This window comes from Mesorhizobium sp. W067 (assembly GCF_054719525.1).
Genome location: NZ_JBTTII010000001.1, coordinates 4,617,129 through 4,642,555, shown reverse-complemented (window position 1 = coordinate 4,642,555; position 25,427 = coordinate 4,617,129). Strand labels below are relative to the sequence as shown.

Below are 25,427 nucleotides of genomic sequence, written 5' to 3'. Positions count from 1 at the left end.
GACCATCCAGATGAACATCCATGAATATCAAGGCAAGGCGCTGCTGAAGAGCTTTGGCGCGCCGGTGGCCGAAGGCGTGCCGGTGTTCAAGGCAAGCGAAGCGGAAGCCGCGGCACAAGCGCTTCCCGGTCCGCTCTATGTGGTGAAGAGCCAAATCCATGCCGGCGGCCGCGGCAAGGGGAAGTTCAAGGAACTGTCGCCCGACGCAAAGGGCGGCGTGCGGCTGGCTAAGTCGGTTGCCGACGTCGTTGCCAACGCCAATGAGATGCTCGGCCACACGCTGGTGACCAAGCAGACCGGCCCCGCCGGCAAGCAGGTCAACCGCCTCTATATCGAGGACGGCGCCGACATCGATCGCGAGCTTTATCTGTCGATCCTGGTCGACCGCTCGGTCGGCCGCATCGCTTTCGTCGTCTCGACCGAGGGCGGCATGGACATTGAAGGCGTCGCCCACGACACACCGGAAAAGATTATCACCCGCGCCATCGATCCGCTGGCCGGCGTGACGACCACCGACGTCGACATATTGGTGGAAGCGCTGGGCCTCACTGGCGATGCCGCCAAGGATGCCGGCACGCTGTTCCCGATCCTCTACAAGGCCTTTGTCGAGAAGGACATGAGCCTGCTCGAGGTCAACCCGCTGATCGTGATGAAAAACGGCCGCCTGCGCGTGCTGGACGCCAAGGTGTCGTTCGACAACAACGCGCTGTTTCGCCATCCCGAACTGATGGAGCTGCGCGACACCACCGAAGAGGACGAGAAGGAGATCGAGGCGTCGAAATACGACCTCGCCTATGTCGCGCTCGACGGCAATATCGGCTGCATGGTCAATGGCGCCGGCCTCGCGATGGCGACGATGGACATCATCAAGCTCTACGGCGCCGAGCCCGCCAACTTCCTCGATGTCGGCGGCGGCGCGTCGAAGGAGAAGGTGACGGCGGCGTTCAAGATCATCACCAAGGATCCGGCCGTCAAAGGCATACTAATCAACATCTTCGGCGGCATCATGAAGTGCGACATCATTGCCGAGGGCGTCATTGCCGCGGTCAAGGAAGTCGGCCTGCAAGTGCCGCTGGTGGTGCGCCTTGAAGGTACCAATGCCGAGCTCGGCAAGAAGATCATCAACGACAGCGGCCTCAACGTCGTGTCGGCCGACGATCTCGACGACGCAGCCAAGAAGATCGTGGCGGCGGTGAAGGGCTGAAGGCGAATGCCTCCACGCAAGATAAACCTCGTCGAGGCGGCGGACGCGAAGATCACCAAGGTCTTCGATCCGCACATCGCCGGCGATGTCAATGACAGCCAGGCGAAGGTTGCCAAGTTCGGCGAGTCCTTCGACTGGCATGCGCATGAGCATGAGGACGAGGCCTTCCTGGTGCTGCGCGGACGCATTGCCATCGATTTCCGCGATGGCCCGGTCGAGCTTGGCGAGGGCGATTTCATCGTCGTGCCGCGTGGTGTCGAGCACCGGCCGCGGTCGCTGACCGCCGAGCCGGTGGTGCTGATGTTCGAGCCGGCGACGACGCTCAACACCGGCAACGCCAAGAGCGACCTTACCGTCTCCGATTTGAAGCGGCTCTGACCCATGAACGCGTTCTCCTCTCTCTCGGCCGATCACCAGCGCCTGCAGGCACTGGTCGGCGCTTGGCGCGGCGAGGAAGAGGTGGCGGAAACGCAGTGGGCCGATGGCGGACCGGCGGCGTCGGAAGTGCTGGCAGAGCCACAGTTCGGCGGCCTGTTCGTGGTGCAGCGCTATCGCCAGCGCCGCGACGGCACGGTCTCGTTCGGCTCGCACAGCGTGTTCGGCTTCGACCAGCCAAACAGGCTCTTCACCATGCACCAGTTCGACTCCATGGGTTTTGTGCCGGCCTCGCCGGCCACAGGAACGTGGAACGGCGATGAGCTGGTTCTGGAGCGGTCGTCGCCGCGTGGCTCAGCACGCGTGACGTATATTTTCGACAATGTCGATGCCTACCGGATGCGACTGCATTTCAAACCTGCCGGCAGCGACAGCTGGCAAGACATGGTGAGCGGCGTCTACCGGCGCGTCTCGCCTTCCTCGATCAACGGTTTTTAGAAAAGGGCTCCGATGTCCATTCTCATCGACAAGAACACCAAGGTGCTGGTTCAGGGCCTGACCGGCAAGACCGGCACGTTCCACACCGAGCAGGCCTTGGCCTATCACGGCACCAAGATGGTCGGCGGCATCCATCCCAAGAAGGGCGGCGAGACCTGGACCGGCGCCAAGGGCGAAAACCTGCCGATCTTCGCTTCCGTTGCCGAGGGCAAGGAAAAGACCGGCGCCAATGCCTCGGTTGTCTATGTGCCGCCGGCGGGCGCCGCCGAAGCCATCCTCGAAGCCATCGAAGCCGAGATCCCGCTGATCGTCTGCATCACCGAAGGCATTCCGGTGATGGACATGGTCAGGGTCAAGGCGCGGCTCGACCGCTCGACCTCGCGGCTGATCGGCCCGAACTGCCCCGGCGTGCTCACCCCCGACGAATGCAAGATCGGTATCATGCCCGGCAACATCTTCCGCAAGGGCTCGGTCGGCGTTGTTTCGCGCTCGGGAACGCTTACCTATGAGGCAGTGTTCCAGACCACCAATGTCGGCCTCGGCCAGACCACTGCCGTCGGCATCGGCGGCGACCCCGTCAAAGGCACCGAATTCATCGACATGCTCGAAATGTTCCTCGCCGACGACGAGACCAAGTCGATCATCATGATCGGTGAGATCGGCGGTTCGGCCGAGGAAGACGCCGCGCAGTTCCTCAAGGACGAGGCCAAGCGCGGCCGCAGGAAACCGATGGCGGGCTTCATCGCCGGGCGCACCGCGCCGGCCGGCCGCACCATGGGCCATGCGGGCGCGGTCATCTCCGGCGGCAAGGGCGGCGCGGAAGACAAGATCGCGGCGATGGAATCGGCCGGCATTAAAGTATCGCCATCGCCGGCGCGTCTGGGCACGACGCTGGTCGAGGCGATCAAGGCCAAGTGAGTAGCGAGTAGTGAATAGCGAATAGGGAAAAGAGAGTAACGGCGCGACCCGGGAAAAATCCCTACTCGCTATTCGCTACTCACTATTCGCTTTTGAAAAGGAGACGGAGCCAGGCTCCGAGGACAAAAATGGCAAGACAAGATCAGGCCAACGACCAATTTTCGCTCACCTCTTTCCTCTATGGCGGCAATGCCGACTATATCGACGCGCTGTACGCGTCCTATGAGGATGATCCAGAGTCGGTAAACCCCGAATGGCAGGATTTTTTCGCCGGGCTGAAGGACGACGCCGGCGATGTGCGCAAGAACGCCAAGGGCGCTTCCTGGGCAAAGCCCTCCTGGCCGCTGCAGGCCAATGGCGAACTGGTGTCGGCGCTCGACGGCAATTGGGGCATCGTCGAGAAGCATCTGGAAAAGAAGGTCAAGGACAAGGCGGTCACCAATGGCGTCGTGCTGTCGGATGCCGACGTGCATCAGGCGACGCGCGATTCGGTGCGCGCCATCATGATGATCCGCGCCTTCCGCATGCGCGGCCATCTGCATGCCAATCTCGACCCGCTCGGCATCGCCAAGCCGCTTGAGGACTATAACGAGCTGTCGCCGGAAAATTACGGTTTTACCGCAGCCGACTACGACCGGCCGATCTTCCTCGACAATGTGCTCGGCCTCGAATTCGGCACCATCCGGCAGATGCTGGAGATCCTGACCCGCACCTATTGCTCGACGCTCGGTGTCGAGTTCATGCACATTTCCGATCCCGAAGAGAAGGCCTGGATCCAGGCGCGCATCGAGGGTGCCGACAAGGAGATTTCCTTCACCGCTACGGGAAAAAAAGCGATCCTGCAGAAGCTGGTCGAGGCCGAAGGCTTCGAGCAGTTCATCGATGTCAAGTACAAGGGTACCAAGCGCTTCGGCCTCGATGGCAGCGAAGGCCTGATCCCGGCGCTGGAGCAGATCATCAAGCGCGGCGGCCAGCTCGGCATGAAGGAGATCGTGCTCGGCATGGCGCATCGCGGCCGGCTGAACGTGCTGTCCCAGGTGATGGCCAAACCGCATCGCGCCATCTTCCACGAATTCAAGGGCGGCTCGGCCGCTCCTGACGAGGTCGAGGGCTCGGGCGACGTCAAGTACCATCTCGGCGCCTCGTCGGACCGCGAATTCGACGGCAACAAGGTGCATCTGTCGCTGACCGCCAATCCTTCGCATCTGGAAATCGTCGATCCGGTTGTGATGGGCAAGGCGCGCGCCAAGCAGGACTATCTGTTCGGCCGCAGCCGCGAGGAGATCGTGCCGCTGGAAGAGCGCGCCAAGGTGCTGCCGCTGCTTCTGCATGGCGACGCCGCCTTTGCTGGCCAGGGCGTAATCGCGGAAATTCTCGGCCTGTCGGGCCTGCGCGGCCACCGCGTCGCCGGCACGCTGCATTTCATCATCAACAACCAGATCGGCTTCACCACCAATCCGCGCTTCTCGCGCTCGTCGCCCTATCCGTCCGACGTCGCCAAGATGATCGAGGCGCCGATCTTCCACGTCAATGGCGACGACCCGGAAGCGGTGGTGCATGCGACCAAGGTGGCGATCGAATTTCGCATGAAGTTCCACAAGCCGGTGGTGGTGGACATGTTCTGCTATCGCCGCTTCGGCCACAATGAGGGCGACGAACCGGCCTTCACGCAGCCGATCATGTACGCCAACATCCGCAACCACAAGACGACGGTGCAGATCTATGGCGACCGGCTGATCGCCGAGGGCCATATCAGCCAGGCCGAACTCGACAAGATGAAGGCCGACTGGCGCGCCCATCTGGAGTCCGAATGGGAAGTCGGCCAGCACTACAAGCCCAACAAGGCCGACTGGCTGGACGGCGCCTGGTCTGGTTTGCGCACCGCCGACAACCAGGACGAACAGCGCCGCGGCAAGACCGCCGTGCCGGTCAAGGTGCTGAAGGACATCGGCAAGAAACTGACCGAGGTGCCGAAAGGTTTCGAGGCGCACAAGACCATCATCCGCTTCCTCGAAAACCGCCGCCAGGCGATCGACTCCGGCGAAGGCATCGACTGGTCGACGGCCGAGGCGCTGGCCTTCGGCGCCATCCTGCTCGACGGCAATCCGATCCGGCTCTCCGGCCAGGATTCAGAACGCGGCACCTTCTCGCAGCGCCATTCCGTGCTCTACGACCAGAAGGACGAGACCCGCTACATCCCGCTCAACAATCTGTCGGCGGCACAGGCCGGCTACGAAGTCATCAACTCGATGCTGTCGGAAGAGGCGGTGCTTGGCTTCGAATATGGCTACAGCCTGGCCGAGCCGAAGGCGCTGACGCTCTGGGAAGCGCAGTTCGGCGATTTCGCCAACGGCGCCCAGGTGGTGTTCGACCAGTTCATCTCGTCGGGCGAGCGCAAGTGGCTCAGAATGTCAGGCCTGGTCTGCCTGCTGCCGCATGGCTATGAAGGCCAGGGTCCAGAGCATTCTTCGGCCCGGCTCGAGCGCTTTCTGCAGCTTTGCGCCGAAGACAATATGCAAGTCGCCAACTGCACCACGCCGGCGAACTACTTCCACATATTGCGCCGGCAGTTGAAGCGCGACTTCCGCAAGCCGCTGATCCTGATGACGCCGAAGTCGCTGCTGCGCCACAAGCGGGCGGTATCGACGCTGCCGGAGATTTCGGGCGAAAGCTCATTCCACCGGCTTTTGTGGGACGATGCCCAGCTGCTGCAGAACCAGGCGATCAAGCTCACCAAGGATTCCAAGATCCGCCGCGTCGTGCTGTGCTCGGGCAAGGTCTATTACGACCTCTACGAGGAGCGCGAGAAGCGCGGCATCAACGACATCTACCTGCTGCGCGTCGAACAGCTCTATCCCTTCCCGGCCAAGGCGCTGATCACCGAACTGTCGCGTTTCCGCAATGCGGAGATGGTGTGGTGCCAGGAAGAACCCAAGAACATGGGCGCATGGTCGTTCATCGACCCTTATCTGGAATGGGTGCTGGCGCATATCGACGCCAAGCATCAGCGGGTGCGCTACACCGGCAGGCCGGCGGCGGCATCGCCGGCGACCGGTCTGATGTCGAAGCATTTGGCGCAGCTCGCCGCCCTGCTCGAAGACGCGCTCGGCGAATAGAACAAACCCGGCGAATAGAACAGACAGAGAAGAAACGGACAGGCACAATGGCTACCGAAATCCGCGTTCCCACTCTCGGCGAATCCGTCACCGAGGCGACCATCGGCAAGTGGTTCAAGAAGGTCGGCGATGCCATTGCCGTCGACGAGCCGCTGGTCGAGCTCGAAACCGACAAGGTGACGGTGGAAGTGCCTGCCGCCGCCGCCGGCACGCTGGGCGAGATCACCGCCAAGGAAGGCGAGACCGTCGGCGTCGGTGCGCTGCTCGGTTCGATCTCGGCTGGAGGCGCTGCCGCCGCCCCGGCGTCCAAGCAGGAGACCAAGCCGCAAGCTGTGTCGCAGGCGTCGAGCCCCGACGCGGCACATACGACCAAGCAGGCTGCGGCCGAGACCGCCAAGATTGCCGGCGATGCCGGGCCGGTCGAGCCGCGCGCCATGCCGCCGGCGCCAGCTGCCGCAAAGCTGATCGCCGAGAACAATCTGTCGGTCGACCAGGTTTCTGGCTCGGGAAAGCGCGGCCAGGTGCTGAAGGGCGATGTGCTCGACGCGATTTCCAAGGGCGCGCCGTCGCAGCCGGCCGAAATTCCGAAGGCCGCACCGGCTCCGGTCGCCGTGCGTGCGCCGTCCTCGGGCGACGATGCGTCGCGCGAGGAGCGCGTGCGCATGACCAAGCTGCGCCAGACCATTGCGCGCCGGCTGAAGGAAGCGCAGTCGACCGCCGCCATGCTGACCACCTTCAACGAGGTCGACATGTCGGCGGTGATGGCGCTCAGGACCAAGTACAAGGACATCTTCGAGAAGAAGCACGGCGTGAAGCTCGGCTTCATGGGCTTCTTCACCAAGGCCGTCACCCACGCCTTGAAGGAGATCCCCTCGGTCAATGCCGAGATCGACGGCACCGACATCATCTTCAAGAACTATGCCCATATCGGCGTCGCCGTCGGCACCGAAAAGGGCCTCGTCGTGCCGGTGGTGCGCGACGCCGATCAGATGTCGATTGCCGAAATAGAGAAGGATATCGGCCGGCTGGGCATCGCCGCGCGTGACGGCAAGCTCTCGGTCGCCGATATGCAAGGCGGCACGTTCACGATCTCCAACGGCGGCGTTTACGGCTCGCTGATGTCGACGCCGATCCTCAACGCGCCGCAGTCGGGCATTCTGGGCATGCACAAGATCCAGGACCGGCCCGTCGTGGTCGGCGGCCAGATCGTGATCCGGCCTATGATGTACCTGGCGCTGAGCTACGACCACCGCATCGTCGACGGCAAGGAAGCGGTGACCTTCCTGGTCCGCGTCAAGGACAGCCTGGAAGATCCGGAACGGCTGGTGCTCGATCTGTGATCGGAGCTGATCCGTCATGAGCGGCTGGCTGGCGCGGTTTGGGTTCAAGCTGGGTCGAGTAGCGGGTAGCGTATTGAGGCGTTCCCGGCCGGCGGCTTCCGCCGCCATCTCTCCGCCGGCGACATCGACTGAATGGGATTCGGCGCCAGCGAGCAGCAATCTCGGTGTCTTCGCTCTCAGCGAAGCCGAAATGGCGGAGCGGAAGATCATCGTCACCGCGATCGGTGAGCTTGAGCTACCGACCGGCGAAATCATCGCTTGCGATCCACTGATTACCGGGCTGGAACGGCCTGTGTTTAGCCGTAAGGTCAGGCCGGGATGCTATCCAGTCACGTTGCTTGAGGCGCAAGGCCGTGTTGCTGCAGCGGTATTGCGGTTTGGCACTGGCTTGCCGGTGCGGTGGGAGTTGGCTGCCTTCGTCCGCGACGTCGGCACATCGTCCTGGAAGTCTGGATTTATTGTCGATGATAATGTTGCTTCGTTCATGGACAAGTCGGTTCTGACGCTGATGTCCGACCAGGAGGAACTCGACAGCTATCTTGCTGACGTTGCATGCTCGTTCGACAAGTTCCGCATGGATAATCCGGTTGATGGAAATCCGCTTAATATAGCCATGTTCGACACTGGCTTCGGTGATGGGAACTATTATTCCTTCTGGGGACTGGATGCGGCCGGCGAGCCGCTGGTCTTGATGACCGATTTCGAGGTGCTCGAAAACGCCGACGGCCGCGAGAGCAGCCAGAGCAATTCATGACAAACATCGCTTCGCCAATGATCGGATTTATGGCCGGGCTGGCTGTTCTCGCAGCGGGTTACGAGGCGCATGCCGCCTGCCCGCTGGCGCTTGCTGTCTATGGCGATGCCGAAAGCGAGGCCGGCATTGATTTCCGGCCGACGACGGATGCGGTCACCGTCACCAACTCGTTCAAGATGGTGCTCGACAAGGGCATCGTTCTCGACGGCATTGTGATGTGGACCTCCGGTGTTTCGCGACCGCATGGCTCGCTGATGTACAAATGCCCGACCGGCGACGTCACCGGTGACGAGCTTGCCGCCTGCACGGTCTGGCAGGGCGTGGTCTACAGCGCCGACGACAAGGGCAACATTGCGCTGCTGGCGGCCGAAGGCACGGACGCGCCGCAGAGCCTGATCTTCCCCGATCTTGGTCCATCGTTGCAGATGTCGTCTGCCTTTGGCTCCAATGGTTTTTCGAAACTGCCGTGGGATGTGTTTTTGCTGAAAGGTTGCCAGAAATGAGCGCGGCGAAGAAAGTTCTTCTGGTCACCGGCGGCAGCCGCGGCATTGGTGCGGCCACTTGCCGGCTTGCGGCGAAGGCCGGCTACCGCGTCGCGGTCAACTATGCCGCAAACGAGGCCGCGGCCCAGGCGCTGGTCGCCGAGATCGAGGCCGGTGGCGGTGAAGCGATAGCGGTCAAGGGCGATGTCGGCGTCGAGGCTGACATCGTCGCCGTGTTCGAAGCCGTCGATAGCGCCTATGGCCGGCTCGACGCCCTGGTCAACAATGCCGGAATCGTCGACGTCAAGGCGCGTGTCGACGAGATGAGCCTGGCGCGGCTGGAGCGCATGATGCGCATCAATGTCATCGGCTCGTTTCTGTGCGCCCGCGAAGCGGTGCGGCGCATGTCGAGCAAGCATGGCGGCCAGGGCGGCGCCATCGTCAACATCTCGTCGGCTGCGTCGCTACACGGCTCGCCAGGCGAATATGTCGACTATGCCGCGTCCAAGGCGGCGATCGACACCTTCACGCTCGGACTGGCGCGCGAAGTCGCGACCGAAGGCGTGCGGGTCAATGCGATACGGCCAGGCATCATCGACACCGAGATCCACGCTTCGGGCGGCCAGCCGGACCGGGTCGAGCGGTTCCGCGACATGCTGCCGATGAAACGAGCCGGCACGGCGGATGAAGTCGCGCATGCCGTTCTCTATCTTTTGTCGGATGAAGCGTCCTACACGACGGGCGCAATCCTGAATGTAAGCGGCGGCCGCTGAGCCCCAAGCTAAGGGAAACGAACATGGCTTATGATGTCGTTATCATCGGGTCGGGACCGGGCGGCTATGTCTGTGCCATCAAGGCGGCACAACTCGGGCTCAAGGTCGCGGTGGTCGAGAAGAACGCCACTTTCGGCGGCACCTGCCTGAACATCGGCTGCATCCCATCCAAGGCGCTGCTTTATGCCTCGGAGATGTTCGCCGAGGCCGGCCATTCCTTCGATGCGCTGGGTGTCGAGATACCGGCGCCGAAACTCAATCTGAAGAAGATGATGGCGCACAAGGACGCGACCGTTTCGGCCAACGTCAATGGCGTCGCCTTCCTGTTCAAGAAGAACAAGATCGACTCGTTTCGCGGCACCGGGAAGGTGGTCGCGGCCGGCAAGGTGTCGGTGTCGGCTGAGGATGGCAAGGTCGAGGAGATCGAGACGAAAAACATCGTTATCGCCACGGGCTCCGATGTCGCCGGCATTCCCGGCGTCAAGGTCGACATCGACGAGAAGGTGATCCTGTCGTCGACCGGAGCGCTGTCGCTGGAGAAGGTGCCTGGCCATCTGGTGGTGGTCGGCGGCGGCGTCATCGGGCTGGAGCTTGGCTCGGTATGGGCGCGGCTCGGCGCCAAGGTCACCGTGGTTGAATTCCTCGACACCATCCTGGGCGGCATGGACGGCGAGGTTTCCAAGCAGTTCCAACGCCTGCTTTCGAAGCAGGGTTTCGAGTTCAAGCTCGGCGCCAAGGTGACCGGCGTTGCCAAGGCCAAGAAGGGCGCGACCGTCACCTTCGAACCGGTCAAGGGCGGGGCGGCCGAGACCATCGAGGCCGACGCGGTGCTGATCTCGACCGGACGCCGCGCATATTCGGATAGCCTTGGACTGAAGGAAGCCGGCGTCGAGGTCGACGAGCGCGGCCGGGTCAAGATAGACAGCCATCTCAGGACAAACGTCGCCGGCATCTACGCCATCGGCGATGTCATCGCCGGACCGATGCTGGCGCACAAGGCCGAGGATGAAGGCGTGGCGGTGGCCGAGACCATTGCCGGCCAGGCCGGCCATGTGAATTACGACGTCATTCCGAGCGTCGTCTACACCAGCCCGGAAATCGCTTCGGTCGGCAAGACAGAGGAAGAGCTGAGGAAGGCCGGCATCGACTACAAAAGCGGCAAATTCCCGTTCACCGCCAACGGCCGCGCGCGCGCCATGCTGCACACGGACGGCTTCGTGAAGATCCTCGCCGACAAAGCCAGCGACCGCGTGCTCGGCGTCCACATTGTCGGCTTCGGCGCCGGCGAGATGATTCATGAGGCGGCGGTGCTGATGGAATTCGGCGGCTCATCCGAAGACCTCGCCCGCACCTGCCACGCGCATCCGACAATGTCGGAAGCGGTGAAGGAAGCAGCGCTGGCGACGTTCTTCAAGCCGATCCATATTTAAGGAAACGCTGGAGGGACAGCACCCCCCTGTGGCCTGCCGGCCATCTCCCCCTCAAGCGGGGAGATTGGACTTCACCGCCGCGTCGCGAGCTTTCAAGTTTCTCACGTTTCTAACCTGGCGCTGTTCGTGAACTGCCGATCTCCCCTCTCGAGGAGGAGATGTCCGGCAGGACAGAGGGGGCGGTGAAGAATCGCGACGCTCGCCGATAGGTGCCCCAAACAAAACGGCCCGCTTTTCAGCGGGCCGTTCTTGGCTGGAATCAAGATGCCAGATCAGTTGGCCAGATTACGGGCTCGGCGCCGGAGCGGGCGCGGGTGCCGGGGCTGGCGCAGGAGCCGGTGCGGGAGCAGGGGCTGGTGCGGGAGCCGGTTCGGCGGGCTTCATCGGCTCAGCCGGTGCAGGTGCGGGCGCCGGTGTGCTGGCTGCCGGCGGCTCTGCGGGTGCAGGATGTTCGCCGCTTCTGCCGAAAACATAGTACGCGACAATCGCAAGGATGACGACGACCAGCGCAATCAGCCAGCCGCTGCCACCACCCGACCTGGGCGCTGGATCGTTAGGGTTCGCCATAAAAGTGTCCTCCGTGGATGAAAAGCATCAATCAACACCCCTCAACGCGCAACCGTTGAACGGGTTCATACTAGGCCTTCAAATTGACGAACGCAGGAAAATTCTGATTCGCAACCGCTTGTTGGCCTGTATTTCCCCCGCAAAATCAATCACGAACGAGGTAGAACGAGCTTAGCTGGCCTTTTCCGCCAAAAATAGGGCCAACCGCCTTCGCTTTGCGAATCAGTTGCGCACCGGACAGAGCCGGGCCTTACGTGATTCGGTATTCAAGACGGGCGCTGCTCAGTCGACGGCGGTGACGGTATAGCCGGCTTTGCGAAAATCCTCGACCAGGCCTTCGGGGCCGGGAAGATGCATGGCGCCGACGGCCATGAAGGCATTGCCCTTGGCCAGGATCGGTGCGGCATGGTCGGCCATGACCTTGTTGCGGCCGGTGATCATCGTCCGGTTGAATTCGGCGTAACCTGCGTCGTCTTCGTCGGGCGAGATCGAACGCAACAGCGGCCAGAAGGTGCCGGTGTCGCCGCGCTGGTAAAGCACGATCATGGTTTCGTTGATGTCGTTTATCTTGTCGCCGAGCTTCAGGGTCTCGACCAGCCCCTTGATGTGGAACGCAAGCGGCAGCGAGGCCATGGCGCGCAGCTGGTTGATTGCGGTCTCCAACCCTTCCACCGGCTTGCCATTAGCCTTGGCGTCCTGCGCCAGCTTGACGTCGAGAACCGGTGCGCCGCCTGCCTGACGGGCGACCTCACAGACCGGCAGCGCGACCATGGCCGACAGCAGCCACGGCTTCATCTTGGAGACGCTCGCCGGCGGAATGCCGCGCGCATCGAGCCCTTTGTTCACCACCGCCGCATCCTCCGGCGACAACAGCGACGACAACGTCGTGTTGTCGGTGAACATCATCAGCTCGGGTTCCTTGAGCATGGCATCCATCATCTTCTGCTTGTCGAGCACGTCGGTGGTCTCGATGATGATGGTGCCGGCAGCGTCATAGGCTTTCCTGGCTGCCGGCGGCAGAGTGGTCACGCGCGGGTCGGTCATGTGCATGGTGCCGAACAGGAAGGATGGCTTTTCGCCTGATTTCTCCAGCTTCCACAACAGGCCCTTGCCGTTCAGCGTCGCTGCTGCTTCCGTCTCGATCCTGGAATAGGTGGCGGGGTCTTCCTTCTGCAGGGCCGACAGCAGATCGGCGCCGGCGCAGGCCGGGGCTTCGGCATGCGCCCTGCCCATGGCAAGCAGCAGCACGACGAGAAAAGACAGGCAAAACACGGCGTTGAGCGCGACGAGCAGCTTCAGCGACACAAGGGCCGCGCGATCGGCAATGGCAAGGGCGCGTTTCATGGTGCGGTTCTAGGACTGAAAAGCGGCGAAACGGTTAACCGGCGTGGGGAAATTGTCCTGGACTTATACAGTGGTCACGCGCGGGGATGCGCGGATTCGTAAATCTCGAGCAGTCTTGCGGTGTCGACGCCGGTATAGACCTGCGTCGTTGACAGGCTGGCGTGGCCGAGCAGTTCCTGGATGGTGCGCAGGTCGCCGCCGCGCCCGAGCAGATGGGTGGCGAAGGAATGGCGCAACGCGTGCGGCGTCGCGGTGTCGGGCAGGTTCAGCGCCGAGCGCAGCCTGGCCATGTCGCGCTGGACGATGGCCGGGTTGAGCGGCCCGCCGCGGGCGCCGCGAAACAGCAGGCCCTTGGGATCGAGATGGTAGGGACACCGTTTTCGGTATTCGGCGATTGCCCGGAGCGCCACCGGCAGCACCGGCACCAGCCGTGTCTTGCCACCCTTGCCGGTGACGCGCAGCACGGTGTCGGCTTCCGATGCCAGGTCGGCGGCGCTGAGGCCCAGCGCTTCGGAAATGCGCAGGCCCGATCCATAAAGCAGCGTCAGCACGGCGGCGTTGCGGGCGGCGATCCAAGGCTCTTCAGCCAGCTGGCCTTCCACCGACACGACATGTTTGGCATCGCTGGCGGTCAGCGGCTTGGGCAGCGATTTCGGCTGGCGCGGCGCGCGCAACGCCGCGGCACCGGCGGCATTGGCGAGACCGCGCCGTTCGAGGAAGCGCAGCAGCGAGCGGATGCCGGCGAGGCCGCGTCCGAGCGTGCGGGCGCCGGCGCCGGCGTTGCGCCGCGCGGCAAGAAAGCCGCGCAGATCGGCCGGGCGGAGAGTGGCGATGTCGGAAAGACCAGGCGAGCCGCCGCAATGCCCTGTGAGGAAATGCAGGAACTGGCGCGTGTCGCGCTCATAGGCTTCGACGGTCGCCGGCGACAGCCGGCGCTCGCACGCCAGCATCTTCAGCCAGCTTTCGCGCGCTGCCTGGAGGTCGGGTTTTGCCGGGATGAGAAATTCCTGCATGCCGCCATTGTCAGGCAGCCGGGTTAGGAAGCGGTGAAGAACCTGTCATTGAAATGACGCCGGTAGGGCGTTAGAGCAGGGCAAAGGATATCAGCCATGTCGAAGCCCCAGAACCCCGTGCAAATGGCCGTGATCGGCGCCGCCCACGGCATCAAGGGCGAATTGCGGGTGAAGACTTTCACTGGCGAGCCGATGGCGCTGGCCGATTATGGGCCGCTCTATGCCAAGGACGGCCGCGCCTTCCAGATCATCGACATCAGGCCCGCCAACACCGTCGTGGTGGTGCGCTTCAAGGGCATTGCCGACCGCAACGCCGCCGAGGCGCTGGCCGGAACCGAGCTGTTCGTCGACCGCTCGATGCTGCCCGACGATGGCGAGGAGGACGAATTCTACCACGCCGATCTCGTCGGACTTGAAGTCCGCGACGATAAGGACGCGGTCATCGGCAAGGTGGTGGCGGTGCATAATTTCGGCGGCGGCGACATTCTCGACGTTACCCTCGGCGGGCGCAAAGGCGTGCTGATCCCGTTCACCCAGGCCGCCGTGCCTCAGGTTTCGATCGCCGAAGGTTTTCTCCGCGTCGACCCGGCAGCCGCCGGCCTTGTCGAGGATGAGGATGGCGACGCGCCGCGCGAAGAAGATTTCGACGCGAAGGGCCGACCGCGTGGGCCGCGCGAAGCCGGAGGCAACCGGTGACGTTCAAGGCGTCGGTGCTGACGCTCTATCCCGAGATGTTTCCGGGCGGGCTAGGCCTGTCGCTGGCCGGACGGGCGCTCGAAGTCGGGACATGGTCGCTGGAAGCTATCCAGATCCGCACCTTCGCCAGCGATCGCCATCACACCGTCGACGACACGCCGGCCGGCGGTGGCGCCGGCATGGTGATGCGCGCCGATGTGCTGGCCAAGGCGATCGATCACACGTCGCCGGCGGGCGATCCGCGGCCGCGTTTGCTGATGAGCCCGCGTGGAAAGCCGCTGACGCAGGCGCGCGTGCGCGAACTGGCTGGCGGGCCAGGCGCCGTCATCGTTTGCGGCCGGTTCGAGGGCGTCGACCAGCGGCTGATCGAGGCGCGTGGACTGGAAGAGGTCTCCATCGGCGATTTCATCCTGTCGGGCGGCGAGCCGGCGGCGCTTGTGCTGCTCGACGCCGTGGTGCGGCTGTTGCCCGGCGTCATGGGCAATGCGGTGTCGGGCGAGGAAGAAAGTTTCGAGAACGGCCTGCTCGAACACCCGCATTACACGCGGCCACAGGAGTTCGAGGGCAGGCCGATCCCCGACGTGCTGGTCTCCGGCAACCACAAGAAGATCGCCGCCTGGCGGCGTGCGGAGTCCGAGAAGCTGACCAGGGAGCGCCGGCCGGATTTGCTCGCCGCTCAGCCCTTGGCAAAGTAGTAGACGGCGAGAAACAGGCCGACGGCGATGACGAAGCCGCGTACTGCGTTTTGCGGCACGCGCTTGGCGGCCCAGACGCCGGCATAGCCGCCGAGCGCGCCGCCGGGGATCATGATGATTGCCTGCGGCCAGGCGACGACGCCGCCGGAGACGAAGACCAGTATGGCAACGGCGGCGATGACAACGGCCAGCATGTTCTTCAGCGCGTTCAGCCGGTGATAGTCGCCGGCTTGCGTCAGGCCGAGCGTCGCCAGCATCATGACGCCCATGCCGGCGCCGAAGAAGCCGCCATAGATGGCGGTAGCGAACTGCGCCAGCGAACCGGCCAGAGAGCCGACCGTGGCTTCATGCCCAGGCTTCGGCGTTGGTTTCAGCCACGGCCCGGCGGCGAACAAGGCGGTTGCGGCCAGCAGCAGCCACGGCACGAGGGCGCGGAACGACGGATTTGAGAGCGCCAGCAGGATGAGCGCACCGGCCAGCGCGCCCAAAGCCGAGATCAGGCAAAGCAGCAGCGCGCCGCGCCAGAAATGCTTGATGTCGGTCCAGTAAGCCAGCGTCGAGGTGATGTAACCGGGAAACTGCGTTACCGAGGACGTGGCGTTGGCGACGATCGGCGGCAGGCCGGCCAGCGTCATGGCGCCGAAGGTTATGAAGGTGCCGCCGCCGGCAACCGCGTTGACGGCGCCTGACAGAAAACCCGCGAGGAAGAGCAGGACTGCGTCGAAAACAGACATTGTGAGGCCGCCGGACAAGTGTGCTGCTCCCGGATTAGGAAGCTTGAAGGGCCGGCGCAACCCTGCACTGGACGATTGCGTGGTGGCATGCGACCAAAAAAGACAGGGCCAAGGCGTGACAAGTCAGTGAAATAGCTGTATGTGCCCGCCCGTACTGGCGAGAAAAATCTCCCGGACCCGTCAACAATGACGGTGTAGTCGCCCCTGCCCAATGTTTCGAAGACAAGATGTCTCGGGGACAAAGGGCATAGCCGAGCGGTCAATGGAACTGCAAGGCGAGTGTCGGACGCTCTGACTGTCGGAAGAACAAGAAGTGGACTATTGAGATGGATATCATCCGTCAGCTCGAGGCCGAACAGGCCGCCAAGATCGAAGCCAAGCGCAAGCTTCCCGAGTTTCAGCCCGGCGACACCGTGCGCGTCCAGGTCCGCGTGACCGAAGGCACCCGCACCCGCGTCCAGGCCTATGAGGGCGTCGTCATCGCCCGCGCCGGCGCCGGCTTCCAGGAAAATTTCACCGTCCGCAAGATCTCCTACGGCGAAGGCGTCGAGCGCGTTTTCCCGGTCTACTCGCCGATGGTCGAAGGCGTCGAGATCGTGCGCCGCGGCAAGGTGCGCCGCGCCAAGCTCTATTATTTGCGCGACCGTCGCGGCAAGTCGGCCCGTATTTCGGAAAACACCGGCGTGCGCGCCCGCAAGCTGAACGATGAGGAGCGCGACGCGCTGAACGCTGAGAAGGCCCGCATCGAAGCCGAGAAGGTTGCCGCTGCCCAGGCGCTGGCCGGCGAGACGGCCGCCAAGGAAGCTGCCGAGAAGAAGGCCGTCGACGAAGCCGCCAAGGCCGCCGACGAGGCTGCAAAGGCGGCGGAAGCGACCCCGGCCGAATAAACCTGGTCCAAGGATTTTGAAAAGGCGGCTTCGGCCGCCTTTTTTCGTTTCACCAGACTGTGAACGATTGCCGGCCGAGAGTTTGGCCATGGCTGTTGACTAATTATCTTGTACACTAAATGATAGTGACAAATAAAATGGAGAACTGACATGGCACTCTACACCACACAGGCTCGCGTCACCGGCGGCCGCGCCGGCCACGGCGAGACCAGCGACGGCCTGCTGAAGGTCGACCTCGCTTTGCCGAAGGAGCTCGGCGGACAGGGTGGCGCCACCAATCCCGAGCAGCTGTTCGCGGTCGGCTATGCCGCCTGCTTCGAAAGCGCCATCCGCTTCGTCGCGCGCAAGCAGAAGCTGCCGCTGGACGATGCGGCGGTGAGCGCCACCGTCAGCCTGCTTCCCAATGGTGAAGGCTTCAAACTTGGTGTCGCACTGGGCGCCGAGACCAAAGGCCTTGATCAGGCGGCGGCGGAAGCGCTTGTATCGGCCGCGCATCAGATTTGCCCCTATTCCAATGCGATCAAAGGCAATGTCGAGGTGGCGCTTTCGACCGTGGCGCTTCCGGCAAAGGCAGCATGACGACGAAGACCGAAACCAGGGCCAGCGAAGTCCCGGCGGACACCGCCGGGAGCATCGCCGTTCCGCGCCTCGACCAGCAGCTCTGCTTCGCGCTCTATTCGGCGAGCGGGCTGATGACCAAGCTCTATCGGCCGCTGCTTGACCCGCTCGGCCTGACCTATCCGCAATATTTGGCGATGCTGGCGCTGTGGCAGCATGCGCCGAGCACGGTCGGCGAACTCGGCGAGGCGCTGGGGCTGGATTCGGCGACATTGACGCCTCTGCTCAAGCGGATGGAAGCGGCTGGTCTCGTCACCCGCCGTCGCGATCCGGCCGACGAGCGCCGCGTGCTGGTCGAACCGACTGCCAAGGGCCAGGCGCTGCGCGCCCGCATCAAGGACGTATCCGCAGGCCTTGCCTGCGCCATGCCGCTGGAAGTCGAGGAGCTGAAGTCGCTGCACCGGACCTTGACCGGATTTGTCGCCAGGCTGCGTGAGGCTACGTCACCATCCTGATCCGTCATCTGACGGGTTCCCGTGTCCAGGAGGGGCCTGGTTTGCCGGCGGCGCAATCACGGAATAAATTCCGACCACGGGGCGTTCTAAAACCGCGTTGGTTGAAGGCATTGGAATCCGCTTTCACCGGACGCTGAGCACCGGACCGGCTTGCAAGCCGTCTGCGGACGGCTAAAGTCGCGCCTGGATTTTCATGCGAGCCCGGCTGCAAGCGGGCTTCTCATCCTGGAGCGTGTCATGACCAAATCGAAGCTGCTGCTGGCCGCCCTCGCGGCCTGTTTCCTCGCGCCCGTCGCTGCATGGGCGGCCGATGCGCTGCCCGATCTCGGCGGCAAGAAGGTCGTGGTGGTGACGGAAAACGCCTATCCGCCGCTGCAGTTCATCGACGCCAAGACCGGCAAGCAGATCGGCTGGGAGTATGACGCGATGGACGAAATCGCCAAGCGGCTGAACTTCAAGGTGGAGTACCAGAACACCTCCTGGGACGCGATGATCCAGGCGGTTTCCGACAACCAGTACAACATTGGCATGACCGGCATCACCATCAAGGACGACCGAAAGGAGAAGGTCGATTTCTCCGACCCCTATATGCGTTCGGAGCAGTTCATGCTGGTGCGCGCCGATGAAAGTCGCTTCACCGACGCCAAGACCTTCGCCGCCTTCAAGGACGGGTTGATCGGCGCGCAGGCCGGAACGACGCCGTTCTACACCGCCGTCTACAGCGTGCTCGACGGCAATGAGCAGAACCCGCGCATCAAGCAGTTCGAGACCTTCGGCGCTTCGGTGCAGGCACTGAAATCCGGCGACGTCGATGTCGTCCTGACCGACGGCACCGCCGGCAAAGGCTATGTCGATGCCTCCGGCGGCAAGCTCAAGCTGATCGGCGGCCCGCTCGGCACCGAGGATTTTGGCTTCATCTTCCCGAAGGGCTCGGACCTGGTGAAGCCGGTCAACGCGGCGATCGCGGCGCTGAAGGCCGACGGCACGATCGAGGCGCTGAACAAGAAGTGGTTTCTCGACTACAAGATGGGGCAGTAGGCCGTCTTGGCGCGACGGCCGCTGACCCCCCTTGCGGGGGAGATGCCCGGCAGGGCAGAGGGGGGTGTGAAGGATCGCCTCCCTTTTGTTTTGAGCTTTTCCAAAGAGGCCAAAGGTTGTGACTGTAACCGTTTGACAGGTTGGAGGGACAGCACCCCCCTCTGTCCTGCCGGACATCTCCCCCGCAAGGGGGGAGATCGGCAGATCTTGCGAGCGCAGCTGTTCACCAGCGTTGGGCATTGATGCTCGCCTCAACCTCAAAACCCGATTTTCCCTGGTGGCTTGCCGCCGCGATCGCGCTCGCCGTCGTCGCTGCGCTCTCCATTGCCGCCAGCGATCTCTACGCCCAGGTTTTTGCCACCGTCGCCAAAGGCATCGGCATCACCATTCTTGTCACCGTGGTCGCCTTCGCGCTGGCTTCCGCCGTCGGGCTCGGCATTGCGCTGATGGGGCTGTCGGGGTCGCGTTGGCTCAAGCAGATCGCTCGTTTCTATGTCGAGATCATCCGCGGCGTGCCGATCCTGGTGCTGTTGTTCTGGATCGCCTTCGCCGGCGCGCCGGCCTTCGTGGCTGCGTGGAATGCGCTGACCGCGCCGCTGCAAAACGCCGGCTATCTCGGCGAGCTTTTGGTGCGCGACGTGTCGCTGTTGTGGCGTGCGATCATGGCGCTGACCATCGGTTATTCCGCCTTCATCTCCGAGGTCTTCCGCGCCGGCATCCAGTCAGTCGAGAAAGGCCAGATCGAGGCTGCCAAGGCGCTCGGGCTGACGCGCACGCAGCGCTTCCGGCTGATCGTCTTCCCACAGGCGATCCGCACCATCCTGCCGCCGCTCGGCAATGACTTCGTCGCCATGGTCAAGGATTCCTCGCTGGTCTCGGTGCTCGGCGTCGCCGACATCACGCAGATGGGCAAGATCTACGCCGCCGGCTCGTTCCGCTTCTTCGAGACCTATTCGATCGTCGCCTATATCTATCTCATCCTCACTGTCAGCCTGTCGCTGGCACTGCGGGGGCTGGAGCAACGACTGCGGCGGGCGCAGCAGGAATAGAAGTCCGACGCGGGCACGGCTACGATCGCGGACGACAGGATTCCGGAGGATGCAGGCGATGACGATCGACAAGGCCAATGCGGCGCTGGGCACCGTCTATTCGGCCGACACGCCGAAAGGGCTGTCCAAGGCCTATGCGGACTGGGCCGCGACCTATGACAGCGAAACCGCTTCGCTAGGCTATCTGCTGCCGTTCCTGATCACCGCCTGGGTGGCGCGCCATGTGCAGGTGGGCGAAGGACCGCTGCTCGACGCCGGCTGCGGCACCGGCCTGTCGGGCCCGTCATTGAAGGCGCTGGGTTATCACGACATTGCCGGGCTCGACCTCTCCGACGACATGCTGAAGATCGCCGGCAGCCGCAATGCCTATGGCGATCTGAAGCAGGCAATGCTCGGCGGGCCGCTGCCCTGGCCAGACGGGCATTTCCGCGCCTTCTTCTCGACTGGCGTGTTCACCATCAGCCATGCGCCGGCGTCCGGCCTGCACGAGCTTGTCCGCATCACCAGAAAAGGCGGCCACGCCATCTTCACCGTGCGCGACCAGGTGTTTGACAGCGGCGGCTTCCAGGCCGTGTTCGACGGGCTGGAGCGGGCCGGGAAATGGCGGCCGGCCGAGCAAAGCCCATGGTTCCGCTGCTATGCGATCGCCGAGCCGGACGCGCTGGTGAAGACTTTTGTGTTCGAGGTGCTTTGAGCGCCGCCCTCTTCGCCTTCTCTCACAAGGGGAGAAGCGAAAACACGCCGCAATTGCCGAAAAGCCAAAACATTGGTATGAGCCACGCCATGGAAGAGCTTTTTGGCGATCCGGCCTATAAGGGTTTCGTGCTGCAGGACAGAAAACGCCTGCCGTCGCGTTTCTCTTCGCGCATTTCCGGCGCGCTCACCAGCCAACTTAGCTAAGCCGCTTTCGCCGGGCCGAAGGCTTCGGCGCGTCTGCCCTTCCCCTTTTTGCAAATCGACGGATTTACGCACATGAGCGCACCGCGCACCCTCTACGACAAGATTTTCGACGACCATGTCGTCGATCGCCAGGATGATGGCACCTGTCTGCTCTACATCGACCGCCATCTCGTCCATGAAGTGACCAGCCCGCAGGCCTTCGAAGGTCTGCGCATGACCGGCAGAAAAGTCCGGCATCCGGAAAAGACGCTGGCCGTGGTCGATCACAATGTCTCGACCTCGCCCGAGCGCAAGTTCGGCATCAAGAACGAGGAAAGCCGCATCCAGGTCGAGGCCTTGGCCAAGAACGCTAGGGATTTCGGTGTCGAATATTATTCCGAGAACGATATCCGCCAAGGCATCGTCCACATCATCGGGCCGGAGCAGGGCTTCACGCTGCCTGGCATGACGATCGTCTGCGGCGACAGCCACACCTCGACGCATGGCGCCTTCGGCGCACTGGCGCATGGCATCGGCACCTCCGAGGTCGAGCATGTGCTGGCGACGCAGACGTTGATCCAGCGCAAGGCCAAGAACATGCTGGTGCGTGTCGATGGCCAGTTGCCGGAAGGCGTCACCGCCAAGGACATTATCCTCGCCATCATCGGCGAGATCGGCACCGCCGGCGGCACCGGCTATGTCATCGAATATGCCGGTGAGGCGATCCGCGCGCTGTCGATGGAAGGCCGCATGACGATCTGCAACATGTCGATCGAGGGCGGCGCGCGCGCCGGCCTGATCGCGGCCGACGAAACCACCTTCGCCTATGTCAAGGGCAAGCCGCGCGCGCCGAAGGGCGCGTCGTGGGACGCCGCGCTCGAATACTGGAAGACGCTGCAGTCCGACGAGGGCGCGCATTTCGACAAGGTGATCGTGCTCGACGCGGCCAAGCTGCCGCCGATCGTCTCCTGGGGTTCCTCGCCCGAGGACGTCGTTTCGGTGCAGGGCGTCGTTCCCAATCCGGAAGAGATCACGGACGAGAACAAGCGGACGTCAAAGATCCGCGCGCTCGACTATATGGGACTGACGCCGGGCACGAAGATCACCGACATCACGCTCGACCGCGTCTTCATCGGCTCCTGCACCAATGGCCGCATCGAGGATCTGCGTGCGGTGGCCAAGGTGGTCGAAGGCAAGACGGTGAGTGCGCATGTCGATGCGATGATCGTGCCGGGCTCCGGTCTGGTCAAGGAACAGGCGGAGGCCGAGGGTCTCGACAAGATCTTCATTGCCGCCGGTTTCGACTGGCGCGAGCCGGGCTGCTCGATGTGCCTGGCCATGAACGACGACCGGCTGAAGCCGCATGAGCGCTGCGCCTCGACCTCGAACCGCAATTTCGAAGGCCGGCAGGGCTTCAAGGGCCGCACCCATCTGGTATCGCCGGCGATGGCGGCGGCGGCGGCGATCGCCGGCCATTTCGTCGACATCCGCGACTGGAAATAGCGCAGACTGGTTCAAGCCTGATCTGAGCGTATGCAAAACCCCGAACGGCAAAACCGTTCGGGGTTTTGTTTAAAGCGCGCCGCTCTAAGACCCTTGGGGTATATGCCCTAGCCGGCACGGCGGATGATTTCATGAAATTCCTCCCGGCTGCCGGGTTCGTCGGCCGCGACCACCAGCGCCAGTTCGCGCTCGTCGAAGATCTTGAACCACTCGTCCCATTCGACCAGCTCGTAGCCGCCTGCGTTGACCGGGCGTTCAGGCTGATCCTGGTCCTGATAGGCGTGCTGGCCGAAGACGAGCCTCAGCAACGGCTGCGTTCCGGTCTCGGGCGATACATCGACGATCGCCGGAAATCCGGCGCGCCCTGCGGCCCATGAGCGAATTGCGTCGTGATCGGTCAGCGTGATCGTGTCGGCCATGAACAACTTCTCCTTGATTGCTGTCAGGAAACGCCGGCCTCAGGTCCCGGTTCCGTGCACCAGCTTCATGAGTGGCGACTTGCATATTCGTCCCGGCTTAACCGCTTGTTGGGGCTTGCGCTCTAAGGTCTTCCCTCACGTCAAGCGGGAAGTCACCGTCCTTTGGACACCGGCCTGTTCATAGCGCTGCTCAATCCGACGATCGCGCTGGCGCTCGGCGCGGCGTTCCTCGTGCTGTGGTTCTATCAGCGCCACCGGCCCTATCTGGCTGTGCTCGGCACGAGCTATTGCGTGTCCGCGCCCGGCTTCCTGCTGCAGTATTTCACGCTGCCCGGCGGCATGGTGCTGACCAAGCTGGTCTCCAACCTCTGCTTCACGCTCGCCGCCTGTTGCCTCGTCGGTGCGATCATCTCACGCTACGGCAGGCGCGTGCCCTATATCGCGATCGGCATTCTGGCGGGTGGCGGGATGGTGGCATTCTGCTGGTTCCTGTTCGTCCAGCCGGACTTGACTTGGCGCATCCTGTCGATCAATTTCGGCTTTGGCGGCCTCAGCCTGCTGGTCGCCGCCGAGCTGCGCGCCGTGCGCAAGAACGGCCCGACGGAAAAAATCCTGTTCGTATTGTCGCTGCTGTCCGGGCTGAACTTCATCGGCCGCACGCTGCTCGTCGTCATCTCGCACGGGCCGTTCACCAGCTATGACGGGTTTTATGGCTCGTCCTACTGGACGACGGCGCTTTTGACGCACGCGCTGCTGTCGTTGCTGATCGCGCTCTGCCTGTTCTCGGCAGCTGCGCTCGACGTGATGAAGGCGCTGAAGACCGAGACGCACACCGATCCGCTGTCTGGCCTGCTCAACCGCAGGGGTTTCGAGGAGCGCGCCTTGCTGGTGCTGCAGCATTGCGCTGTTACCAAGGTGCCGGTCGCGCTGGTGCTGGCCGATCTCGATCACTTCAAGGCGCTCAACGACAAATACGGACATGCCGCGGGCGACCAGGTGATCGCCGACTTCGCCGCCAAGCTTCGCGCGGCCGCCGGCACGCGTGCGGTTGCCGGCCGCATCGGCGGCGAGGAGTTCGCTGTGCTTCTGTCGCTGAGCGATCTTGCCACGGCGCGGCTGTTTGCCGAAGCCGTGCGCACGCACTATTCGGCCGGCAGTGTCGACGGGTTGCCGCCGGGCACCAGGGTGACCGCGAGCTTCGGCGTCGCGGCGCGCACCGGCGACGAAGGGCTGGAGCCGCTGATGCGGCGCGCCGACGAAGCGCTCTACAAGGCCAAGAAGAACGGCCGCGACAGCGTGCGATTGTCCTATGAGCGGGCGGAAACGGTGTTCATCCCGGATACAGGCAGCGTCGGTTAGCGTCTCGCTTAAACGGCCTCTCGGCCGTGCCGGATCATCAGCGGCAAGGGCTGAGGTTGGGCATTTCGCCATCGGAGAGGCCGTACATATAGGAGCGGCCCTTCACGAACACCGGCGGCTGGTAGCAGCCACGCCTGGAGATGTGATCCGCCTCGTCTTCATAAAGGACTTCCGGTCCCGCTTCCGGCTGCCCGGCGCTGGTGTAGTCGGACAATTTCTTGGCCAGCCTGCCTTGGCCGACAATGATGCGCTTGTAGCCGGCGGCGCTGTCGATGACGAGATTGCCCAGGGAATCGGCATAGACGCGGTCATGATGGCGCGACCAGGCCATTGCCGGGGCGGCGAAGCCGAGACTGGCTGTCGCCAGCACAAGCGCCGCAAGGCGCGCTCTTCCTGAATTCGAAAGCATGGTGTCCTCTCTGCTGTGGACCCGATCGAATCGGAAATTAACCTTTTCTTAACCTTTGTTAAGAGGGCAGGCGCATCCGGCGGCGATCTCTCGCCAAACATGGTTAATATCCGACGGGATGGAAAACCCGGGCGTCATCATTCGGCCATGCTTGCCCGCACCATCGGCCGCGACGCACACAACTACGCTGACGTCGGGTGAGCTTGATCTTGGTGGAACATCGCGGCTAGTTAGCCGCGCAGGAGGACAGCATATGGCGTTACGCCGGACGTTTCGGGTGACGCTGTTGTCGATCCCCTTGCTGACTGCCGCAGCCTGCGTGCCGCAGAACGGCGCGCCGACGGCGGTGAATACCGTACCACCCACTGTCGCGCCCGCGCCGGCTCAGCAGTCCGCCGCACCTGTGGCGCCCCCGGCTTCCGCAACGGCTCCGACAGCACCTGCCGCACCTTCAGCCAAGATCGTCACCGATCTTACCGCGCCGCGGTCTGCTGTCGGCACGGCAACTTACAGATGCGGCAATGGCGGCATGATCACCATCCAGAACCTCGGCACGGCGTTGCGTGTTGTCAGGCCCGATGGCACGACCGAGGAGTTTGCCGCATCACCCGCCAACCAGTCCAGCCGCTACCAGGAAGCCGCGTCGCATGACGCAATCGTGATCGACGCGCGCGAGGCGCTGGTGATGAAGAGGGGCTCGACACCACAGACCTGCAAACGATAGCCTGGCGTCGATTGCAAAGGAAATGCCGCACTGCAGCGAACGGTGCGCCGGCTTTCGACGGTGGCCAAATCGATTGAAGCGAAACAGCAGCCTTTTGTCAGACTAAATGACGTTTTCAAAACGATTTTCTGGCTTTGACGCGGTGCAA

General features: G+C 63.3%; 27 protein-coding genes. 22 read left to right on the top strand and 5 right to left on the bottom strand.

Annotated features, from left to right (window positions below):
• The first annotated feature begins 10 nt into the window (after window positions 1-10).
• From sucC to lpdA, 10 genes are all read left to right on the top strand, one after another.
• Entirely contained in the window at window positions 11-1,204 is a 1,194-nt protein-coding gene (gene sucC / locus ACYG97_RS22640; protein ID WP_023732884.1) for an ADP-forming succinate--CoA ligase subunit beta, read from the top strand.
• A 6-nt stretch (window positions 1,205-1,210) separates the two neighbouring features.
• Window positions 1,211-1,582, top strand: coding sequence for a cupin domain-containing protein (locus tag ACYG97_RS22635; protein WP_023732885.1), 372 nt, complete (start codon window positions 1,211-1,213; stop codon window positions 1,580-1,582).
• 3 nt (window positions 1,583-1,585) lie between these two features.
• Entirely contained in the window at window positions 1,586-2,077 is a 492-nt protein-coding gene (locus ACYG97_RS22630; RefSeq protein ID WP_023706739.1) for a DUF1579 family protein, read from the top strand.
• A 12-nt stretch (window positions 2,078-2,089) separates the two neighbouring features.
• Window positions 2,090-2,995, top strand: coding sequence for a succinate--CoA ligase subunit alpha (gene sucD, locus ACYG97_RS22625; RefSeq protein WP_023732886.1), 906 nt, complete (start codon window positions 2,090-2,092; stop codon window positions 2,993-2,995).
• A gap of 128 nt (window positions 2,996-3,123) precedes the next feature.
• On the top strand, window positions 3,124-6,111 hold the full coding sequence (locus ACYG97_RS22620; RefSeq protein WP_352759608.1) for a 2-oxoglutarate dehydrogenase E1 component: 2,988 nt from the start codon (window positions 3,124-3,126) through the stop codon (window positions 6,109-6,111).
• A 47-nt stretch (window positions 6,112-6,158) separates the two neighbouring features.
• Complete coding sequence (gene odhB / locus ACYG97_RS22615; RefSeq protein WP_023710224.1) at window positions 6,159-7,451, top strand: 2-oxoglutarate dehydrogenase complex dihydrolipoyllysine-residue succinyltransferase; 1,293 nt, start codon at window positions 6,159-6,161, stop codon at window positions 7,449-7,451.
• Between the two features lie 16 nt (window positions 7,452-7,467).
• Window positions 7,468-8,205 carry a DUF4241 domain-containing protein gene (locus tag ACYG97_RS22610; RefSeq protein ID WP_031195599.1) on the top strand — a complete coding sequence of 246 codons (738 nt, stop codon included), beginning with the start codon at window positions 7,468-7,470 and terminating at the stop codon, window positions 8,203-8,205.
• Entirely contained in the window at window positions 8,202-8,708 is a 507-nt protein-coding gene (locus ACYG97_RS22605; protein WP_023732888.1) for a hypothetical protein, read from the top strand. Before ACYG97_RS22610 ends, ACYG97_RS22605 begins: the two co-directional genes overlap by 4 nt.
• On the top strand, window positions 8,705-9,460 hold the full coding sequence (locus tag ACYG97_RS22600) for an SDR family oxidoreductase (protein ID WP_023670532.1): 756 nt from the start codon (window positions 8,705-8,707) through the stop codon (window positions 9,458-9,460). The genes ACYG97_RS22605 and ACYG97_RS22600 overlap by 4 nt, the downstream gene beginning before the upstream one ends.
• 23 nt (window positions 9,461-9,483) lie before the next feature.
• Window positions 9,484-10,890, top strand: a complete 1,407-nt coding sequence (lpdA, locus tag ACYG97_RS22595) for a dihydrolipoyl dehydrogenase (protein WP_023732889.1) — start codon at window positions 9,484-9,486, stop codon at window positions 10,888-10,890.
• 849 nt (window positions 10,891-11,739) lie between these two features.
• On the opposite strand, the gene ACYG97_RS22590 is transcribed toward lpdA, so the two are convergent.
• Both ACYG97_RS22590 and ACYG97_RS22585 read right to left on the bottom strand, forming a co-directional pair.
• Window positions 11,740-12,801 (bottom strand): TraB/GumN family protein, encoded by a 1,062-nt coding sequence (locus tag ACYG97_RS22590; RefSeq protein WP_023732890.1) that lies wholly within the window; start codon window positions 12,799-12,801, stop codon window positions 11,740-11,742.
• Window positions 12,802-12,875: 74 nt separating this feature from the next.
• Complete coding sequence (locus ACYG97_RS22585; protein WP_023732891.1) at window positions 12,876-13,814, bottom strand: tyrosine recombinase XerC; 939 nt, start codon at window positions 13,812-13,814, stop codon at window positions 12,876-12,878.
• A 96-nt stretch (window positions 13,815-13,910) separates the two neighbouring features.
• Here ACYG97_RS22585 and rimM point away from each other — a divergent pair, with 96 nt between their 5' ends.
• Window positions 13,911-14,510 (top strand): ribosome maturation factor RimM, encoded by a 600-nt coding sequence (rimM, locus tag ACYG97_RS22580; protein ID WP_023732892.1) that lies wholly within the window; start codon window positions 13,911-13,913, stop codon window positions 14,508-14,510.
• Window positions 14,507-15,205, top strand: a complete 699-nt coding sequence (trmD, locus tag ACYG97_RS22575; RefSeq protein ID WP_023732893.1) for a tRNA (guanosine(37)-N1)-methyltransferase TrmD — start codon at window positions 14,507-14,509, stop codon at window positions 15,203-15,205. The genes rimM and trmD overlap by 4 nt, the downstream gene beginning before the upstream one ends.
• On the opposite strand, the gene ACYG97_RS22570 is transcribed toward trmD, so the two are convergent.
• Window positions 15,187-15,939 carry a sulfite exporter TauE/SafE family protein gene (locus ACYG97_RS22570; protein WP_023732894.1) on the bottom strand — a complete coding sequence of 251 codons (753 nt, stop codon included), beginning with the start codon at window positions 15,937-15,939 and terminating at the stop codon, window positions 15,187-15,189. The genes trmD and ACYG97_RS22570 overlap by 19 nt on opposite strands.
• A 326-nt stretch (window positions 15,940-16,265) precedes the next feature.
• Here ACYG97_RS22570 and rplS point away from each other — a divergent pair, with 326 nt between their 5' ends.
• The 8 genes from rplS (at window position 16,266) to leuC (ending at window position 22,368) form a co-directional block, all read left to right on the top strand.
• Window positions 16,266-16,826: a 50S ribosomal protein L19 gene (gene rplS, locus ACYG97_RS22565; protein ID WP_023732895.1), complete on the top strand. Its 561-nt coding sequence runs from the start codon at window positions 16,266-16,268 to the stop codon at window positions 16,824-16,826.
• A 150-nt stretch (window positions 16,827-16,976) separates the two neighbouring features.
• On the top strand, window positions 16,977-17,405 hold the full coding sequence (locus ACYG97_RS22560) for an organic hydroperoxide resistance protein (RefSeq protein ID WP_023732896.1): 429 nt from the start codon (window positions 16,977-16,979) through the stop codon (window positions 17,403-17,405).
• On the top strand, window positions 17,402-17,899 hold the full coding sequence (locus ACYG97_RS22555) for a MarR family winged helix-turn-helix transcriptional regulator (protein ID WP_023732897.1): 498 nt from the start codon (window positions 17,402-17,404) through the stop codon (window positions 17,897-17,899). Before ACYG97_RS22560 ends, ACYG97_RS22555 begins: the two co-directional genes overlap by 4 nt.
• 237 nt (window positions 17,900-18,136) lie before the next feature.
• Window positions 18,137-18,937: a transporter substrate-binding domain-containing protein gene (locus tag ACYG97_RS22550; protein ID WP_023687705.1), complete on the top strand. Its 801-nt coding sequence runs from the start codon at window positions 18,137-18,139 to the stop codon at window positions 18,935-18,937.
• A 242-nt stretch (window positions 18,938-19,179) separates the two neighbouring features.
• The gene (locus ACYG97_RS22545) at window positions 19,180-19,986 is read left to right on the top strand and encodes an amino acid ABC transporter permease (RefSeq protein WP_023683878.1); all 807 of its coding nucleotides are present in this window, start codon (window positions 19,180-19,182) and stop codon (window positions 19,984-19,986) included.
• A 58-nt stretch (window positions 19,987-20,044) separates the two neighbouring features.
• Window positions 20,045-20,680 (top strand): class I SAM-dependent DNA methyltransferase, encoded by a 636-nt coding sequence (locus tag ACYG97_RS22540; RefSeq protein ID WP_023732898.1) that lies wholly within the window; start codon window positions 20,045-20,047, stop codon window positions 20,678-20,680.
• Window positions 20,677-20,886: a hypothetical protein gene (locus ACYG97_RS22535; RefSeq protein WP_197031338.1), complete on the top strand. Its 210-nt coding sequence runs from the start codon at window positions 20,677-20,679 to the stop codon at window positions 20,884-20,886. The genes ACYG97_RS22540 and ACYG97_RS22535 overlap by 4 nt, the downstream gene beginning before the upstream one ends.
• 72 nt (window positions 20,887-20,958) lie before the next feature.
• A complete protein-coding gene (gene leuC / locus ACYG97_RS22530; RefSeq protein WP_023670518.1) occupies window positions 20,959-22,368 on the top strand; it encodes a 3-isopropylmalate dehydratase large subunit in 1,410 nt (469 codons plus the stop codon).
• 107 nt (window positions 22,369-22,475) lie between these two features.
• On the opposite strand, the gene ACYG97_RS22525 is transcribed toward leuC, so the two are convergent.
• Window positions 22,476-22,787, bottom strand: coding sequence for a hypothetical protein (locus ACYG97_RS22525; protein WP_023732899.1), 312 nt, complete (start codon window positions 22,785-22,787; stop codon window positions 22,476-22,478).
• 162 nt (window positions 22,788-22,949) lie between these two features.
• On the opposite strand from ACYG97_RS22525, the gene ACYG97_RS22520 reads away from it, so the two are divergent.
• A complete protein-coding gene (locus ACYG97_RS22520; RefSeq protein ID WP_023698369.1) occupies window positions 22,950-24,146 on the top strand; it encodes a GGDEF domain-containing protein in 1,197 nt (398 codons plus the stop codon).
• A gap of 37 nt (window positions 24,147-24,183) precedes the next feature.
• Here the strand turns inward: ACYG97_RS22520 and ACYG97_RS22515 are convergent, their stop codons facing one another.
• A complete protein-coding gene (locus tag ACYG97_RS22515) occupies window positions 24,184-24,555 on the bottom strand; it encodes a hypothetical protein (RefSeq protein ID WP_023726052.1) in 372 nt (123 codons plus the stop codon).
• Window positions 24,556-24,808: 253 nt separating this feature from the next.
• Here ACYG97_RS22515 and ACYG97_RS22510 point away from each other — a divergent pair, with 253 nt between their 5' ends.
• The gene (locus ACYG97_RS22510) at window positions 24,809-25,279 is read left to right on the top strand and encodes a hypothetical protein (RefSeq protein ID WP_023687710.1); all 471 of its coding nucleotides are present in this window, start codon (window positions 24,809-24,811) and stop codon (window positions 25,277-25,279) included.
• Window positions 25,280-25,427: the final 148 nt, after the last annotated feature.

Bases quoted from the DNA above. Each gene is read 5' to 3' on its own strand.
- sucC (WP_023732884.1), top strand. From the start codon at position 11: ATGAACATCCATGAATATCAAGGCAAGGCGCTGCTGAAGAGCTTTGGC.
- ACYG97_RS22635 (WP_023732885.1), top strand. From the start codon at position 1,211: ATGCCTCCACGCAAGATAAACCTCGTCGAGGCGGCGGACGCGAAGATC.
- ACYG97_RS22630 (WP_023706739.1), top strand. From the start codon at position 1,586: ATGAACGCGTTCTCCTCTCTCTCGGCCGATCACCAGCGCCTGCAGGCA.
- sucD (WP_023732886.1), top strand. From the start codon at position 2,090: ATGTCCATTCTCATCGACAAGAACACCAAGGTGCTGGTTCAGGGCCTG.
- ACYG97_RS22620 (WP_352759608.1), top strand. From the start codon at position 3,124: ATGGCAAGACAAGATCAGGCCAACGACCAATTTTCGCTCACCTCTTTC.
- odhB (WP_023710224.1), top strand. From the start codon at position 6,159: ATGGCTACCGAAATCCGCGTTCCCACTCTCGGCGAATCCGTCACCGAG.
- ACYG97_RS22610 (WP_031195599.1), top strand. From the start codon at position 7,468: ATGAGCGGCTGGCTGGCGCGGTTTGGGTTCAAGCTGGGTCGAGTAGCG.
- ACYG97_RS22605 (WP_023732888.1), top strand. From the start codon at position 8,202: ATGACAAACATCGCTTCGCCAATGATCGGATTTATGGCCGGGCTGGCT.
- ACYG97_RS22600 (WP_023670532.1), top strand. From the start codon at position 8,705: ATGAGCGCGGCGAAGAAAGTTCTTCTGGTCACCGGCGGCAGCCGCGGC.
- lpdA (WP_023732889.1), top strand. From the start codon at position 9,484: ATGGCTTATGATGTCGTTATCATCGGGTCGGGACCGGGCGGCTATGTC.
- ACYG97_RS22590 (WP_023732890.1), bottom strand. From the start codon at position 12,801: ATGAAACGCGCCCTTGCCATTGCCGATCGCGCGGCCCTTGTGTCGCTG.
- ACYG97_RS22585 (WP_023732891.1), bottom strand. From the start codon at position 13,814: ATGCAGGAATTTCTCATCCCGGCAAAACCCGACCTCCAGGCAGCGCGC.
- rimM (WP_023732892.1), top strand. From the start codon at position 13,911: ATGTCGAAGCCCCAGAACCCCGTGCAAATGGCCGTGATCGGCGCCGCC.
- ACYG97_RS22570 (WP_023732894.1), bottom strand. From the start codon at position 15,939: ATGTCTGTTTTCGACGCAGTCCTGCTCTTCCTCGCGGGTTTTCTGTCA.
- rplS (WP_023732895.1), top strand. From the start codon at position 16,266: ATGGATATCATCCGTCAGCTCGAGGCCGAACAGGCCGCCAAGATCGAA.
- ACYG97_RS22560 (WP_023732896.1), top strand. From the start codon at position 16,977: ATGGCACTCTACACCACACAGGCTCGCGTCACCGGCGGCCGCGCCGGC.
- ACYG97_RS22555 (WP_023732897.1), top strand. From the start codon at position 17,402: ATGACGACGAAGACCGAAACCAGGGCCAGCGAAGTCCCGGCGGACACC.
- ACYG97_RS22550 (WP_023687705.1), top strand. From the start codon at position 18,137: ATGACCAAATCGAAGCTGCTGCTGGCCGCCCTCGCGGCCTGTTTCCTC.
- ACYG97_RS22545 (WP_023683878.1), top strand. From the start codon at position 19,180: ATGCTCGCCTCAACCTCAAAACCCGATTTTCCCTGGTGGCTTGCCGCC.
- ACYG97_RS22540 (WP_023732898.1), top strand. From the start codon at position 20,045: ATGACGATCGACAAGGCCAATGCGGCGCTGGGCACCGTCTATTCGGCC.
- leuC (WP_023670518.1), top strand. From the start codon at position 20,959: ATGAGCGCACCGCGCACCCTCTACGACAAGATTTTCGACGACCATGTC.
- ACYG97_RS22525 (WP_023732899.1), bottom strand. From the start codon at position 22,787: ATGGCCGACACGATCACGCTGACCGATCACGACGCAATTCGCTCATGG.
- ACYG97_RS22515 (WP_023726052.1), bottom strand. From the start codon at position 24,555: ATGCTTTCGAATTCAGGAAGAGCGCGCCTTGCGGCGCTTGTGCTGGCG.
- ACYG97_RS22510 (WP_023687710.1), top strand. From the start codon at position 24,809: ATGGCGTTACGCCGGACGTTTCGGGTGACGCTGTTGTCGATCCCCTTG.